Origin of the sequence: Nocardia arthritidis NBRC 100137, assembly GCF_001612765.1 — a bacterium.
Taxonomy (GTDB): domain Bacteria; phylum Actinomycetota; class Actinomycetes; order Mycobacteriales; family Mycobacteriaceae; genus Nocardia; species Nocardia arthritidis.
In genome coordinates, this window is the sequence record NZ_BDBB01000002.1 from 54,133 (window position 1) to 69,473 (window position 15,341).

A 15,341-nucleotide genomic window follows, 5' to 3' on the forward strand; every position below is an offset into this window, starting at 1 on the left:
GCGCCTTCCTCCTGGAGTCATGCCCTTTGTCTACGCCACAGTCACCGCAATCCGCCTCCGAAAGCACGGAAACCTGTCCTGTACAGCACGGTTCGCCATCGGACTCCGACGGGCCCCGGTTCCCGCTGTATACGGAGGCATTCGCCGCCGATCCCCATCGCGCCTACCGAGAGATGCGCCACCGATACGGCTCGCTCGTGCCGATCGAACTGGCGCCGAACGTGCCCGCCACGTTGGTGATCGGCTATTACACGGCGTTGCGAATCCTCAACGACCCCGTGCATTTTCCCGCGGACCCGCGGACTTGGCAGCAGGGCATTCCCGCGGGCTGCCCGATCCTGCCGATGATGGAGTGGCGGCCGAACGCGTTGCGCAGCACCGGATTCGAGCACCAGCGCTACCGGCAGGTGAATGTCGCGAGTATCGGCGAAGTGGATCTGCACGCGTTGCATTCGACGACCGAGCGGATCGCGGGCCCGCTGATCAATGCCTTCTGCCAGGACGGCGCTGCGGACCTGATCAGCCAATACGCGTTTCCGCTGACGTTCGCGGTGCTCAACTCGGTGCTCGGCTGCCCGCCGGAGATCGGGCAGCAAGTCGCGATGGGCATGGCCGCCATCTTCGAAGGCGTCAACGCGGACAAGGGCAACGCGATGCTCGCCGACGCGCTGTACGACCTGGTGCAGATGAAGCGGAGAAATCCGGCCGAGGACATCACCTCGCGATTGCTGCGCCACCCCGCCGGGCTCGACGACATGGAGATGATCCACCAGCTGGTCACCTTGTACGGAGCGGGCATCGAACCCCAGCAGAACCTGATCGCCAACACTCTGCGATTGATGCTCACCGACCGGCGGTTCGCGGGCGGAATATTCGGCGGCAGTCTTTCCACCCGCGACGCGCTCGACGAAGTGCTGTTCGACGACCCGCCAGGGGCCAACTATTGCTTCAGCTACCCCAAGCAGCCGATCCTGATCGACGACGTCTGGTTGCCCGCGCATCAGCCGGTCGTGATCAGCATGGCCGGTTGTAACCAGGACCCCGCGATCCACACCGGCGAGTACACCGACAGCCGTGCGCACCTCGCCTGGGGAGCCGGACCGCACGCCTGCCCCGCCCGATCGATGGCCTACCTGATCGCGCAGGACGCCATCGACCAGCTCCTCGACGCGCTGCCCGAGATGCGGCTCGCGGTCCCGGCAGCGGAACTGACCTGGCGACCGGGTCCATTCCACCGGGCCCTCGTGTCGTTGCCCGTCGTGTTCCCGCAATCCCCGCCGATGCCCGCGTTCGGGTAGCGAACCGTGCTCGCCGGGCGCTGGGGCGGCCGCCCGGCGCCGTACGACCGCGATCGATCGAATTTCGTTCGCACTGATCGTGATCGGTGTCAAACGTGCCGCGACGGCGCAGAATCCACGCGGCAGCCGCGAAGCGCTCGTCCGACCGATCCCGTCAGGAGCACATGTGACCACTTCCCTTCCGGTGAACCTCGCGCACGCGCGCGACATCCATCCCGACATCGACGTGCCGCTGGTTCGAGACGCCAACCACCCGGAGCGGGCGCTGTGGTCGGCCGCGGAACTACACCGGCTGACCAGCCTGGCGTTGACCATGGGCGCGAGCTGGCGACACGGTCGGCTTCGGCCCTGATCGAACGCACCAGCTGCGCAACGACAAGCTGTGGCCCGCCGCGTCGGTGCACGCGTACTCGCCGCCGCTGCGGCCGGTGCGCGAATACCGTACGCTGGCGGACTTCGCAGGAACGTCGGTTAGCGGAGTGGGTGCACGATGAGTACAGGCGCCGAGGACATGGTCGCGCGCGCCAGGGCGCGACTGGAGCGGGTGACACCGGAGCAGGCCGCCGCGGCGCAGTCCCGGGGTGGACTGATCGTGGACATCCGGCCGCACGCGAACCGGATCGCCGAGGGCGAGATACCCGGCGCGGTAGTGGTCGAACGGATCGTCCTGGAGTGGCGCTTGGATCCGAACGGCGATCACCGGCTACCGAACCTCACCTCGGACACTCCGGTGGTGATCGTGTGCAACGAGGGCTATGCCTCGAGTCTCGCGGCGGCCGACGGGTTGCGCCTCGGGCTGCGGCGGGTGACCGACCTCGTGGGCGGCTTCCGGGCGTGGAAGGCGGCGGGCCTACCGGTGGTTACCGGCGGAACCCCGGCCGTGCCGTAAGCGGTCCCCGATTCCGGCGATGCGGCGTCACTCGCGCAGCCGCACCCGTCAGTAGACGTAGACGACCGCGTTCTCACCGCCGGTGCAGGTGACGAGCGGCCCCTCGGACAGGCAGTTCATGGTGTAGGACCGGCCGGTGACCGGGCTGGTCGCGACGACCGTGCGCGGTGCGTCCCGAGTCGCGTTCTGCGCCGCGCCGTTCGCGGTATAGGCGCTGCGCACCGCTTCCGCGAACGCGCAACTGGTCACGGGGGTACCTGTTGCCGACTGGGCGAACGTCCCGGAGGCGGTTTGGCCCTGGCCGCACGGTTTCGCGCCGGGGGGCAGCGTCACCGGAGTCGTCCTCGCCGAGGTGGAGGTCGCGGGCGAGGCCGACGTGCGGGCCGGCGCCTGGGTGCTGGGCCGCGCGGCCGGCGCGGGCGCCTCGGAATGGGCGGCGGAGGAGGTCTGCTCGACCTCGCCGGAGCCGAACGACTGCCAGGCGATCGCGCCGCCGACGGTCAGCGCGACGATGGCGAAGACGGCCACCATGATGGGCAGCGCTATGGAGCGACTCGGACGCGACGAGGAGTAATCGGACTCGTCGTAATCGTCGTAGCCGTACTCCGGCTCGTCGCGGCCCACCGGATGGCCGATGCGCGCGGGGTAGTCACCGTGCGGCGGATAGTCGGTACGCGTCGCGTAGCCGTCCTGCCCTGCCGGTTCCAGATACTGGGTCGGGGCCGCGTCCGGTGCGGGAAGATAACCGGATGTGCCCCGCGGGGCGGCCGAGCCGGGTCCTCGATCCGGGTGGTGCGCGGTCTCCGGGTAGTTCTCGACTCCTGGATGCGGCCCCTCGGCGAAGGCGTAATCAGGCGCCTGGGGGTAAGCCTGCGGCGGCACATCGGAATACGGCTGGAACTCGGTCGGTTCCGCATAGCTGCGCGTGGCGGCGGGATCGGCCGACGTGAAGTCCTCCGGCTGTCCCGCATACGACTGCCCGGATTCGACGTAGTCCCGTGCGGCCGGCTCGGCGAAATTCTGCGGATACACCTGAGTCGGCGGGGCCGGATGCTCCGGTGCCTGCGGGTATCCCGAGGACTCCAGGTACGCCTGGGTTTCCGGGTACAGGTGCGCGTCCGGGAAGGGGCGCATCGGAGGCAATTCCACCTCCGGCGTGAACGGCGCTCGCGGCCCCGGGGAGGGCGGGGTCGTTTCCGCAGGCGGGAGCGGCGTGAACTGGAATTCCGCCGGCCGGATCACCGTCGGCGCGCTCGGATGGATCACTGCGGGAAGCGAGAGTTCGCCCGTCGATTCCGGCGCGGCCGCCGCACCGGGGCGCTGGGACCGGTCGGGTGCCCGCACCACCAGCATCGGCCCGGTGGCAGGCGCCGCGGTGAGCGCTGCGCGCGCCGCCCTGGCCAACGCGGTCGCGGTCGGGAAGCGGTCGGCCGGGTCCTTGGCCATACCGCGACTCACCACCTCGTCCAACGCGGCAGGAATGCCGGCGGCCTGTGCGCTCGGCCGCGGCGGCGGATCGGACATGTGCGACTTGATCAGCACGTTCATGCTGGCCGACGGGAACGGCGTCGCTCCGGTCAGGCATTCGTGCAGCACGCAGGCCAGCGAGTAGACGTCGGCGCGGCCGGTCACCGGTCCGACGTCGAAGCGTTCGGGGGCCATGTAGATATAGGAGCCGACCGCCATGCCGACCAGGGTCACCGCGCTGTCGCCCTCGGTGTGCGCGATGCCGAAATCGGCGAGATATGCGAAATCCGCGTCGGTGACCAGAATGTTCGCCGGTTTCACGTCGCGGTGCACCAGATTGCTCGCGTGCGCGGCGTCCAGGGCGGAGGCGATCTGCTCGATGATGCCCACGGCGCGGGCGGGGCTCAGCGGCCCCTGGCCGCGCAACATGGTGCGCAGGTCGGCGCCCCGGACCAGCCGCATGTCGATGAACAGCACGCCGTCGATCACGCCCCAGTCGTGGATCGGGATGACGTGCGGTTCGGCCAGCCGGGCGGCGGCCTGCGATTCGCGCCGGAAACGCAACTGGTACATCGGGTCTTTGGCGAGTTCTTCCGACAGCAGCTTGACCGCGACCGCGCGGTCCTTGACCGTGTCGTATGCCTCGTAGACCTCCCCCATTCCCCCCTTGCCCAGCAGCGACCGCAGTTCGTACGGCCCGAAACGCGTGCCGGTTCTCGGCCCAGGTTCCTGCACCCGTCATCCTCCGCATCCCGGGCGGGGATCGCACACCGAGATCCGCGGTACGCGACCGGAGCCCACCCGTCACAGAGTGGATTCTCCGGGTGTCACCACCCCCTGGTCAAACGCGAACACGATCGCCGCGGCGCGATCCCGGAGTTCGAGCTTCCCGAAGATATGTCCCACATGACTTTTCACGGTCACTTCCGAGATGCCGAGTTCGCGGGCGATCTCCGCGTTCACCCGGCCGCGCCCGATCAGTTCGAGCACCTCGTACTCGCGGGCGGTCAGGTCGGACAGGCGGGCATCGGTGCTGGTGCGCACCGGGCGCACCGTGCGGTAGGCCGACAGCACACGGCCGGTCACCGCGGGGTCGAGCCAGGCTCCGCCGCCCGCGACCATCCGCACCGCGCGGATGAGGTCCTCGGCGGGCGAGTCCTTCAGGATGAATCCGGCCGCGCCCGCGCGCAGCGCTCCGGACAGCAACTGGTCGTCGTCGAAGGTGGTGAGCACGAGAACCGGCGGAGCACCGTCGCGCGCCCGCAACATCCTGGTCGCGTCGATGCCGCCGACCCGTTTCATCCGCAGGTCCATCAGCACCACGTCGGGGCGGGCCTGGGCCACAGCGGCTTGGACCTCGTCGCCGTCGGCGCACTCGCTGACCACGAATCCGTCTCGCCTGCGCAGGATTCGCCGCAGGCCGCCGCGCACGAGTTCCTGGTCGTCCACCACCAGCACCGTCACGGCATCTTCGCCACTCGCGGGCGAGGTCAGGCTCACGACCGAACCTCGCCGACGCACCGCTCCGCCGTGCGCGACGACGCGCTGTACTCCCGGTCGACTCGATGACGCTCGCTCACGAACCCTCCCGTCCGTTCGTCGCGGACCCGGGCAGCACCGGACACGACAATCCGCCGCGGCCGGGCGCGAGCGGAATACCGGCGCGCACCGACCAGCCGTGGTCCGACGGACCCGCGGTCATGCGGCCGCCGAGCAGTTCGGCGCGCTGGCGCATGCCGGACAGCCCCATGCCCGCGCCGCGATGGGTGTGCAGTCCGCCGGGCACCGTGTTGTCCACCGTGAGGGTCACCATCGTCGCGTCCACCGCGAGCCGGACCCGGGCGGACGCGCCGTGCGCGTGCTTGACGACGTTCGCCAGCGACTCCTGACCGATCCGGTACAGCGCGAGCCCGACCGCGGGTGACACCGCGCCCACATCGCCGTCGCGGTCGTAACGCACGTCCAGACCCGCCCGCACGAAATCGCCGACCAAGTCCTCGATGTCCTCTACGCCCGGTTCCGGAACCTGCTTCCAGGGTCGCGCGTCGAGCAGGCCGACGGTGCGGCGGATGTCGGCCATCGCCTGTCTGCCGAGCCGCTCGGCATCGGTCAGCGCTTCCACGGCTTCGTCCACATCGCGGTCGGTCTGCAGCGCGTGCCGGGCGGCGGTGAGATGCAGCAGCGTGACGCTCAGCGAGTGCGCGATCACGTCGTGCACTTCCCTGGCGATCCGGTGGCGCTCCTCGTCAGCGGCCTGCGCCGCGCGGATGTCCTGGTAGCCGCGTTCCTGGTAGAGGAAGCGGCGCTGATACTGCAACATCAGCCCGGCCATCCAGCCGAACGCGATGCCGACCAGATAGGTGGGCAACCCCTCCGGGACGTGGCCGATGGCATCGAAGGCCACCAACTGCAGCATCATCGCCACCGTGACCGGGATGCTCACCCGTTTCGGCGCGATCGCCGCGATCTCCCCCGCGGCGGCCACCAGGACGAACGGCGCGAAGTCGGCCGGGACCGGTTGGGCGAGGAACAGCGCCTCGGCCGCCATGGCCAGCACGCCGAGCAGCAGCGGGCGCGGCAGCACGCCGAGCAACGCGTGCAACGGACCGAAGGCGCAGGTCAGCAGGACCGCGATGACCGGGATCGGCGTCGGGAAGTAGCTGTGCCGCTGCACCGCCGCCGCGACCGCCACGGCGAAGACCGCGACGTCGACGCTGACGATGACCGACGGCGGATAGTCGTAGGGCAGTTCCTCGACGCTGCGCCGGAACGCCGCGATCGGATCGCGCGCGAACTCGGCGCACCGCTCCCGCACACGCCGCATCGAGGCCCGCACGCGGCCCGCACGAGGCGTACCGGGCGGTGCTTCGGCTACGCCGGTCGAACCCATTCTGTAAGGCTAGCCGTCGCATCCGGGCCGGTACATCGTCCCGCGAGCGGGCCGCCGCTCCTACCGTGGGCGGAGACGCATTCGGGTCCCTGGCACGACGACAACAAGACCGTCGCGTCCGTAGCGTGGGCGATAGTTCACAGAGGAAGGCGATGGCCATGTCCTGGACGGATCAGCACGCTCGAACCGACATCGTGCACATCGTGCTCACCCGCGCGGCGCTCGACCCGGCCGATCCCGGCCTGTTCGAGGGGTTCCCCGACCTGGATCGGCTGTTCGGTGGCGCGGACGGGCTCCTGCTCACGTTGCGCTACCGGTGGAACCTGCATTTCGCCGCGAAACTCGACCAAGGGCTGACGGCGATGGAGGCCTATCTCGAACTGGCGGCCGAGCAGCCGGTGCTGCGCGCGGTGCTCGACGCGCAGTATCGTCGCCGCAAACTCGCGTCGGAGGCCATGGCGCGGTAACGCGCGATGAGGAACGAAGAATTGATCGACCGTACGGAGCGGGGGAAAACGATGCCGGAACCGGCGATGCTGGAACTATCGGGCGTGACGAAGGAGTATCGGGTCGGCGGCCAGGCGGTCCGCGCGCTCGACGACGTCGGATTGCGTATCGAGACGGGAGAATTCACCTCGATCATCGGGCCCTCCGGTTCCGGCAAGAGCACTCTGTTGCATTTGCTCGGCGCGCTGGACAGTCCCGACGCGGGCTCGATCCGGTTCCGGGGCGAGGAGATCGGCGCGCTGGACGAGGAACAGCAGTCGGCGTTCCGGCGCCACCAGGTCGGTTTCGTGTTCCAGTTCTTCAATTTGCTGCCCACGCTCTCGGCATGGGAGAACGTGGCGATACCGAAACTGCTGGACGGCACGGGTTTGCGTAAGGCCAAGCCGCGCGCTCTGGAATTGCTCGACCGGGTCGGGCTCGCCGCGCGGGCCGAACACCGTCCCGCCGAATTGTCCGGCGGGCAGATGCAGCGAGTGGCGGTGGCACGGGCGCTGATCATGGACCCGCCGCTGATCCTGGCCGACGAGCCCACCGGCAACCTCGACTCCAAGACCGGCGCCGCCATCCTCGAATTGCTCGGCGAGATCGCCGGATCGGGCAGTTCGGTGGTGATGGTGACCCACGACATGGGCGCGGTGACCTACTGCGACCGGGTGATCACGCTGCGCGACGGCCGGATCGGGTCCAATGACAAGGTCGAGCGGACGGTCACCGCATGAGCGGTCAGGGCCGGAGGCGGCAGCGAAGCGTAACCCCGGAGGACCCCGCTCAGGCGAGGAAGGTCACCGCGTGATCGGCGCAGCGTGGGATCGTCTGCGGCTGTTCAATATCGGCGAACTGCTCGCCCATCGCGGCCGCACCCTGATGTCGCTGGTCGTGATGGGCGTCTCGGCGTCGCTGCTGGTCGCGGTGCTGAGCATCTCCGGCTCGGTCACCGGTTCGGTGGACAAGCTGACCCGCGGCCTGGGCGGCAAGGCGCAGCTGGAGGTCAGCGGTATCACCGACGCGGGCTTCGACCAGCAACTGCTGCGGCGGATCGCGACCACACCCGGCGTCGCGGTGGCGGTGCCGATGCTGCGGACGCAGATCGGCGCCGGCGCCGACCGCGCGCTGCTGATCGGCGCCGATTCGAATATCGGCGCACTGGGCAGCGAATTGACCACGCCGATGAGCGCTTTCACGGGAAAGCTGCTGTCGGTGCCCAACGGGGTGCTGGTGGGCACGGGACTGGGCCGTGCCGAGGGTGAGCAGTTCACGCTGGGCGGTACGACGGTCACCGTCGCGGGCGTCCTCGATGAGCAGACTTCCGGCAAGCTCAACGGCGGTCACCTCATCGCCGCTCCGCTCGGGCTCGCGCAGAAGGTCACCGATCGCGCGGGACGGCTGGACTCCGTGCAGATCATTCCCGACGAGGGGGCCGACCTCGCGCAGGTGCGCGCGGCGCTCACCGAAGCGGTGGACGGGCGCGCCGTGGTGGCCGAGCCGAGTCTGCGCACCGCGCAGGCGGGTGGGGCGATTCAAATGGTCCGCTACTCCACCACCATGGCGTCGGCCGCCGCGCTGATCGTCTCGGCGTTCCTCATCTACAACGCGATGAGCATGGCGATCGCCCAGCGCAGACCGATGCTCTCGCTGTTGCGCGCGATCGGCGGCAAACGCGGACCGATGGTGCGCGATCTGCTGGCCGAGGCCGCGCTGCTCGGCGTGCTGGGCGGCGCGGTCGGCGCGGCGGTGGGCGTGTTCATGGGCAGCGTCGCGATCGGCACGCTGCCCACCGCGATCGTGGAGTCGGTGGAGGCGCGCACCGAATACTCGGTGCCCTGGTATGTGATTCCGTTCGCTGTCGCGGCCTGCGTGTTCACCAGTGTGCTCGCGGCGTCGCTGGCCGCGCGCCAGGTGTACAAGGTTCGGCCCATCGAGGCGCTGGCACCGGTCGGGGCCGGGCGGACCGATACGGCGAGCCCGCTGCTGCGTTGGCTGGCCGTCGTGGCAGGCGGCGGGCTGGCCGGGGCCGCGGTGCTGATCGCGAGCAGCGATCTCGGCCGCTATTCGCTGACCGCCATCTCGATCTCGTTCATCGCCGCGATCCTGCTCTGTTTCGCCGCCACCGGTCCGATCGTGCGGGCCGCCGCGGGAATCGCGCGCTGGTTCCGCGCTCCCGGCGCACTGGGCGCGACCACCCTGGAACGCGCGCCGCGGCGCGTGTGGGCCACGGCGATGACGGTGATGATCGGCGTCGGGGCCACCGTCGGCATGAGCGGCGCCTCGAGCGACATGATCGACTCGGCCACGGTCACTTTCACGGATCTGGCGCGCAACGACGTCTACATCAGCCCCGCCTCGATGGCGCAGTTCCCGACCGGGCCGCTGCTGCCCGCGGATCTGCGGGACAAGCTCGCGGCGGTGCCCGGCGTCGCGCATCTCAGCCCGGCCCAGATGGCCTTCGCCACCCTCGGCGGCACTCGCGTGATGCTGCAAGGGTTCCCGCCGGATGCGCGCGAGACCCGGATGCGCATGCTCACCGACGATTCGGTCGCCCGGCTGTCGGCCGGAGAGGGCGTGGCGATCTCCCGCGACGTGGCGCGCTCGCTGGGCGTCGGTGTGGGCGCGGAACTCACCCTGCCGACGCCCACCGGCCCGCACACGGTGCGGGTGCTACAGGTGATCCCGTATTTCTCCGCTATCGCGGGCGTGGTGATGATGGACCTGAACCTGCTGCGCACCTGGTACGAGCGGCCCGGCGAGACGGTGATCGCCGCCGACATCGCGCCCGGCGCCGATCGCGCGGCGGTGCTCGCGGCGATCCGGCAGGTGGTGCCGCCGGAACTGAACGTGGACACCGGCGCGGACACCGTGGTGGCCGCGTCGTCGAGCATCGAGCAGGGAATGGCGATGAGCAACGCCATCCTGTGGATCGTGGTGCTCGTGGCCACGGTGGCATTGCTCAACACGTTGATGCTCTCGGTGCTGGAGCGCCGCAGGGAACTCGGCGTGTTGCGCGCCATGGGCACCGGGCGCAAATTCCTGATGCGTTCGGTGCTGGCCGAGGCCGCCGGAATCGGGATCGTCGGCGCGGTACTGGGTCTGGCGCTCGGCGCGGCGGTGCAGTTCCTGGGCACGGTCGCCATCGGGCACGCCCTGACCATCGACGTCGCCTACCGGCCGAGCCCGATGCTGCTGGTCTACGGCATGATCGCGCTGGCGCTGGCGCTGCTCGGGTCGATCCCGCCCGCGTTGCGCGCGGCCCGGCTGCCCATCGTGGAGGCGCTCGCGGTCGACTGAGCGTTCACAGCGGCAGGTCGGCGAACCACGTCTTGAACTTCGCCGCGGTGATGCCGAAGCCGGAGCCCGGATTGCTGTCGGTGAGGGTCACCGTGGCGAACAGCAGGTAGCTCGACCGGGCCGGATCGTCGTCGAAGTCGACGACGAGGTAGCCATCCGGAAACCCGCTCGCCTTCTCCTGCCAGCGGTAGGTCGAATAAGACTTGCCGCCGTTGCGTTCGGTCGCCGCCGTGTTCGACGGCAGGTCCCGCACCGCGGCCTGGGCGTCCTGCGGCGAGGTGAAGCCGATGAGGACGTAATCGGGGTCGGCGATCGGCGTGCCCCAGCAGTTCCAGGCCCTCGCCCAGTTCGGGAAGTCGGGTACGCCGTTGGCACTGGACACCTTGCCGCCCGGTTTGGCGGTGCCGAGGAAACAGGTCTTACCGCCATAACCCGGGCCGGAGCCGATGTCGTATTTCGTGTCGACACCCTGGGGCAGCAGTTCCGGAAACGCCTTGGCGAGCTTGTCCGCATCGGAGGGGCCCGCGGGCGTCTTGGTGCCGAGGTCCAGCGGCGACGCGGAGTCCGAGAATCCCACCTTCGCGACGATGATGCCCGCCCCGACCAACAGCGCCACGATCACCAGAACGATCGTCACGATCAGGCCGGTGTTGGAACGGCCTTGCGACGGGTAGCCGGGCGGCTGGTGCGACGGGTAACCGATCGGCGGCGGGGCGGAATGCGGCGGCGCCACGGGATAACTCGGCTGCGGAGCTGCCGCGGCGTAGCCGTTGGACGCCGGGAACTGCTGTCCGCCGGTCGGATTCGGATGGTACTGCGGCGGCGCGGTGTAGCCCGGGGTGGAGGCGGTGGGGACGTAGGTGGGCGTACTCGCCTCCGGCCCGGGGTACGCCGGTTGCGCGAGGACGGTGGGCGCGGGCTGCGGCTGATACTGCGCGGCCACCACCGTCGGAGCGGGCTCGGTGAGCGCGCGCCGTGCGGCCGAGGCGAATTCGACACAGGAGGCGAATCGATCGTCGGGCCGCTTCGCCATAGCCCTCGCGATCACCGCGTCGAGAGCGGGCGACAGACCTGCCCGCCGGGCCGCGACAGAAGGCGGCGGCAACTGGAGGTGTCCGCGAATGATGTCGGCCGGGGCGGGAGCGTCGAACGGGGCGACGCCGGTCAGCAACCAATACAGCGCGCAAGCCAGTGAGTACTGATCGGAGCGATGGTCCAGGTGCGCACCGGTCATCTGCTCGGGCGAGGCGTAGGCGAGCGTCGCGGTGAACATGCCGGTCTGGGTCAGGTGGGTGGAATCCTCACGCAGCCGGGCGATGCCGAAATCGGTGAGGAAGACCCGCTCGCCCTGGCCGCCCACCGCCCGCGCCAGCATGATGTTCGCGGGCTTGACGTCGCGGTGCAGCACGCCCATCCCGTGCGCGTAATCCAGTGCGGACGCGACGCCCTCGATGATCTGCACGGCCCGCTCCGGCGGGAGGCTCTGCGGGTTCACCGTGGCCGCGTCGACCCCGTCGACGTACTGCATGGAGATCCACAGCTGGTCGTCCTCGGTGCCGCGGTCGTACACCGCGACGATGTTCGGATGGTCCAGCTGCGCCGCCAGGTCCGCCTCCCGCTCGAACCGGGCCCGGACCTCCGCGTCGGTGAACAACTCCCGGTTGAGCAGCTTGAGCGCGGTCTGCCGCGGCAGCCTGGGGTGCCGGGCGAGATACACCGATCCCATGCCGCCCTGGCCGAGCAGCCTTTCTATGGTGAACCCGGCGAACACCGCACCGCTGTTGAGCAACACGCCCCCTTCAGGTGACCGCAGCGGCCGGACGGCACGTCCGGTCGCTTTCATACCGATCCTGGAGCCTACCGGGTGACGCCGTGGCCACGGAGTTTCGAATTCTCCGGGAAGATCGGCAAAACTATGGTCGAGACATCGCTCCGTCGACGCCGCCGCGCGCCGCGGCGATGTCTCTCGTCCGGTCACCGGCCGGACGAGCCCGATGAGCTATTTTGCACCGCCGATTTACAGTGTGACCGCGTCACCGGTGGTGGGGAGGACTCGGTGGTGAGGTCGACGAGATCCGCTTCGACGTGTCGTGCGGCGCTGCGCGCCGGAGCGATGGTGGCGCTGCTCACGTTGACCTCATGCACTCTGTTTCCCGTCGATCGGGCCGCCACCGAGACACCCGCCGTGGTCGTCGACACGGCGGGCGCCTGGCGGCCGAACCTCGCGGTGTCTGTGCCGGACTCGCTGGCCGCCGACTTCACCCAGTTGCAGCCGCAGCTGGGCGGACAGGTCGGCATGGCGATCATGCCCGTGGGCGGTGGCCGGATGACCGTCTACGGCGACTGGGTCAGCGGCATCGCGTGGTCGACCATCAAGGTGCCGCTCGCGATCGCGGCGCTGCGGCACGACTCCCAAGAGGAGATCCAGCAGGAGGTGGAGGCCGCTATCACCTGGTCGGACAACGACGCCGCCGAGGCGCTGTGGCAATCGCTCGGCGACGGGCTGGCAGCGGCCAAGGCGGTCCAGGACGTGATCGATGAGGCGGGCGACGCCACGACCGGGGTGGCGGGCCCGCGCACCACCCTGGACTACACCTCCTTCGGCGGCACCGAATGGACGCTGGCCAACCAGGCCCGCTTCGCCTCCCGGCTGCCCTGCCTGCCCGAGTCGTTCCACGTCACCGAACTGATGACGGAGATCACCCCCGACCAGGCTTGGGGGCTGGGCGTCTTGGAGGGCACGGCCTTCAAGGGCGGCTGGGGCCCCGATGACGTGACCGGCGTCTACACCGTCCGCCAGTTCGGGCTGGTGCCGGCGCGCAACGGCATGATCGCCGTGGCCATGGCGGCGACGGCCGATTCCGGCAGCTTCGACGACTCCACCACGATTCTGAGCCGGATGGCGCGGATGCTCGGCCGTCATCTGGGCGAGCTGCACGGCGGGTCCTGCCCGCCGTTGTGATCCGGCTCAGCCCGGGGTGACCAGGCCGGTCTCGTAGGCCAGGACCACCGCTTGCGCCCGGTCCCGCAGGTTCAGTTTCGAGAAGACTTTGGAGACATGGGTCTTCACGGTCTGCTCGGCCACGAACAAGGTTTCGGCGATCTCGGAGTTCGACATGCCTTTCGCGATCAGTTCGAGCACTTCCCGCTCGCGGGGAGTCAGCGCGGACAGTTGCGGCGCCGGCTTGGCGCGGGCCGCGCCGCGGCGGCGGGTGACGTCGGCGATGAGCCTGCGGGTGACCGTGGGCGCGAGCAACGCCTGGCCGTCGGCGACCACGCGCACCGCGCGCACCAGTTCCTCGGCGGGCGCGTCCTTGAGCAGGAACCCGCTGGCGCCGAGACCGAGCGCCTCGTAGACATAGTCGTCGATGTCGAAGGTGGTGAGCATCAGCACGCGCACCGGCGGCTCGAATCCGGCGGCCAGGATGGCGCGGGCGGCGTCCAGCCCGTTCATCTCCGGCATGCGCACGTCCATCAGCACGACATCCGGGCGCAGCCGCCTCGCCTCGGCCACCGCGGCCTTCCCGTCGGCCGCGTCGCCCACCACACTGATATCCGGCTGCGCCGCGAGCAACGCCCCGAAACCCTGCCGGACCATCGCCTGGTCGTCGGCGATCAACACCGTAATTGCCACCCGCTCACCCTAATTGCCCCGGGCCTGCGCCCGCCGAGCCCGTTTCCTCGGTACCGAGGGGTAGGACACCGGATTCCTGCGCCCGGCGCGGCGACAGGCCGACACTCAGCGACGTGATTCGCCGTGCGCGGATACGACGGCATCGACAGCGGCGGCAGTGGCGTCCGGCGCGGTGAGCGGGAAGCGCGCGTGGACTCCGAAACCACCGTCCGCCCGCGGCCCCGCCGTCACCTCACCGCCGACTGCCAGGGCTCGCGCCTGCATGCCCGCGATGCCGTGGCCGCCGTTGCCGACCGGCCGGGCGGGCGTCGCTCCCGGCCCGTTCTCGACGTCGAGCCGCAGTTCCGCGGCGTGGGTGATGCGCACCTGGACGGGGGCGCCCGGGGCGTGCCGGGAAGCGTTGGACAGTGATTCCTGCACGACGCGATAGAGAGCGAGGCCGGTGGTCTCCGCGATCGTGTCCAGCGCGCCGTCGACGGTCCACTCGATGTGGACGCCCGCGCGTCGCGCGCCCTCGAACAGGGCGATCACGTCGGCTGCCTTCGGCTGGGGCGCGTGTTCCGGCAGCTGGCCGTCGCTGCGCAGAACACCGAGCATGCCGCGGATCTCGTTGAGCGCTTCACGGGCCGTGGCGCCGATGGACTCGAACTCGGCGCGCGCGGCCGGGGTGACGCCCTCCACCCGGTACGGCGCGGTCTGCGCCTGCACCACCACCAGGGACATGTGGTGGGCCACGACGTCGTGTAGATCGCGGGCGATGCGAGCCTTCTCCTCCAGGATGGCCCGGCGGGCCCGCTCGAGTTCGTTGGCCTCCTCCTGGCGCACCAGCTGCCGCCGCGACAGCGCCAGCCAGCGGATGAGCAGGCCGAACAGCACCAGCGCGGCCAGCGCGATCGGCCAGCCCCAGGCGGCGTTCGCGAACGCCTCCCCTTCGCCGGGCATGGTGGTCGCGAACAGCAGGGCTGTCGCCGCCCACGCCACCGCCGCGATCTGCCCCGGGGCGCGCACCGCCACCGCGAGCAGCAACACCAGCAGGCACAGCATGTGGACGACCTGGAACGGCAGGTCGTTGTTCGGTTGATGCGGAATCGCCAGCGCGATCACCAGCGCGGAGCCCGCCGAGATCGACCAGCCCAACGCCGGGTTGAGCCGTACCAGCAGCACCGGGAGCGCGGCGAGCGCGGCGATGAACGGCTGCGCCGCGGTGGGGACGGCATGGGTCAGGTGCAGCGTCGGCCAAGCCACCGAGTACCAGATCAGCGCGACCAGCACCGTGCCCACGTCGAACCAGGTCCGCGCGTCCAGCCGTCGCGTCCAGGCGCGACTTTCTCCGTTCATGCCTACGACACTAGGAACTCCCAGTTCATCGCGGCC

General features: G+C 70.0%; 12 protein-coding genes and 1 pseudogene. 7 read left to right on the plus strand and 6 right to left on the minus strand.

Annotated features, from left to right (window positions below):
* The first annotated feature begins 197 nt into the window (after positions 1-197).
* From NA8_RS01575 to NA8_RS01585, 3 genes are all read left to right on the plus strand, one after another.
* A complete protein-coding gene (locus NA8_RS01575) occupies positions 198-1,298 on the plus strand; it encodes a cytochrome P450 (RefSeq protein ID WP_245663631.1) in 1,101 nt (366 codons plus the stop codon).
* Positions 1,299-1,464: 166 nt separating this feature from the next.
* Positions 1,465-1,650 carry a hypothetical protein gene (locus NA8_RS34630; RefSeq protein WP_218019379.1) on the plus strand — a complete coding sequence of 62 codons (186 nt, stop codon included), beginning with the start codon at positions 1,465-1,467 and terminating at the stop codon, positions 1,648-1,650.
* 138 nt (positions 1,651-1,788) lie between these two features.
* Entirely contained in the window at positions 1,789-2,187 is a 399-nt protein-coding gene (locus NA8_RS01585) for a rhodanese-like domain-containing protein (RefSeq protein ID WP_063048553.1), read from the plus strand.
* Between the two features lie 1,287 nt (positions 2,188-3,474).
* Here NA8_RS01585 and NA8_RS34805 read toward each other — a convergent pair.
* The 3 genes and pseudogenes from NA8_RS34805 to NA8_RS01600 all read right to left on the minus strand — a co-directional run.
* Positions 3,475-4,389: pseudogene (locus NA8_RS34805) on the minus strand (serine/threonine-protein kinase); the annotation flags it as partial.
* 69 nt (positions 4,390-4,458) lie between these two features.
* Entirely contained in the window at positions 4,459-5,112 is a 654-nt protein-coding gene (locus NA8_RS01595) for a response regulator (protein ID WP_063048736.1), read from the minus strand.
* 118 nt (positions 5,113-5,230) lie between these two features.
* The gene (locus NA8_RS01600) at positions 5,231-6,544 is read right to left on the minus strand and encodes a sensor histidine kinase (RefSeq protein ID WP_063048555.1); all 1,314 of its coding nucleotides are present in this window, start codon (positions 6,542-6,544) and stop codon (positions 5,231-5,233) included.
* Between the two features lie 158 nt (positions 6,545-6,702).
* Here NA8_RS01600 and NA8_RS01605 point away from each other — a divergent pair, with 158 nt between their 5' ends.
* The 3 genes from NA8_RS01605 (at position 6,703) to NA8_RS01615 (ending at position 10,333) form a co-directional block, all read left to right on the plus strand.
* A complete protein-coding gene (locus NA8_RS01605; protein ID WP_063048737.1) occupies positions 6,703-7,011 on the plus strand; it encodes a hypothetical protein in 309 nt (102 codons plus the stop codon).
* Positions 7,012-7,062: 51 nt separating this feature from the next.
* Positions 7,063-7,770, plus strand: coding sequence for an ABC transporter ATP-binding protein (locus NA8_RS01610; protein WP_063048738.1), 708 nt, complete (start codon positions 7,063-7,065; stop codon positions 7,768-7,770).
* 70 nt (positions 7,771-7,840) lie between these two features.
* Positions 7,841-10,333 carry an ABC transporter permease gene (locus NA8_RS01615; RefSeq protein ID WP_063048556.1) on the plus strand — a complete coding sequence of 831 codons (2,493 nt, stop codon included), beginning with the start codon at positions 7,841-7,843 and terminating at the stop codon, positions 10,331-10,333.
* 4 nt (positions 10,334-10,337) lie between these two features.
* Here the strand turns inward: NA8_RS01615 and NA8_RS01620 are convergent, their stop codons facing one another.
* A complete protein-coding gene (locus tag NA8_RS01620; RefSeq protein WP_063048557.1) occupies positions 10,338-12,176 on the minus strand; it encodes a serine/threonine-protein kinase in 1,839 nt (612 codons plus the stop codon).
* Between the two features lie 216 nt (positions 12,177-12,392).
* Between NA8_RS01620 and NA8_RS01625 the strand changes: the two genes are divergently transcribed.
* Positions 12,393-13,295 (plus strand): serine hydrolase, encoded by a 903-nt coding sequence (locus NA8_RS01625; protein ID WP_157106465.1) that lies wholly within the window; start codon positions 12,393-12,395, stop codon positions 13,293-13,295.
* A 6-nt stretch (positions 13,296-13,301) separates the two neighbouring features.
* Here NA8_RS01625 and NA8_RS01630 read toward each other — a convergent pair whose 3' ends face one another.
* Both NA8_RS01630 and NA8_RS01635 read right to left on the minus strand, forming a co-directional pair.
* Positions 13,302-13,967 carry a response regulator gene (locus NA8_RS01630; protein ID WP_063048559.1) on the minus strand — a complete coding sequence of 222 codons (666 nt, stop codon included), beginning with the start codon at positions 13,965-13,967 and terminating at the stop codon, positions 13,302-13,304.
* 105 nt (positions 13,968-14,072) lie between these two features.
* Positions 14,073-15,305, minus strand: a complete 1,233-nt coding sequence (locus NA8_RS01635) for a sensor histidine kinase (RefSeq protein WP_063048560.1) — start codon at positions 15,303-15,305, stop codon at positions 14,073-14,075.
* Positions 15,306-15,341: the final 36 nt, after the last annotated feature.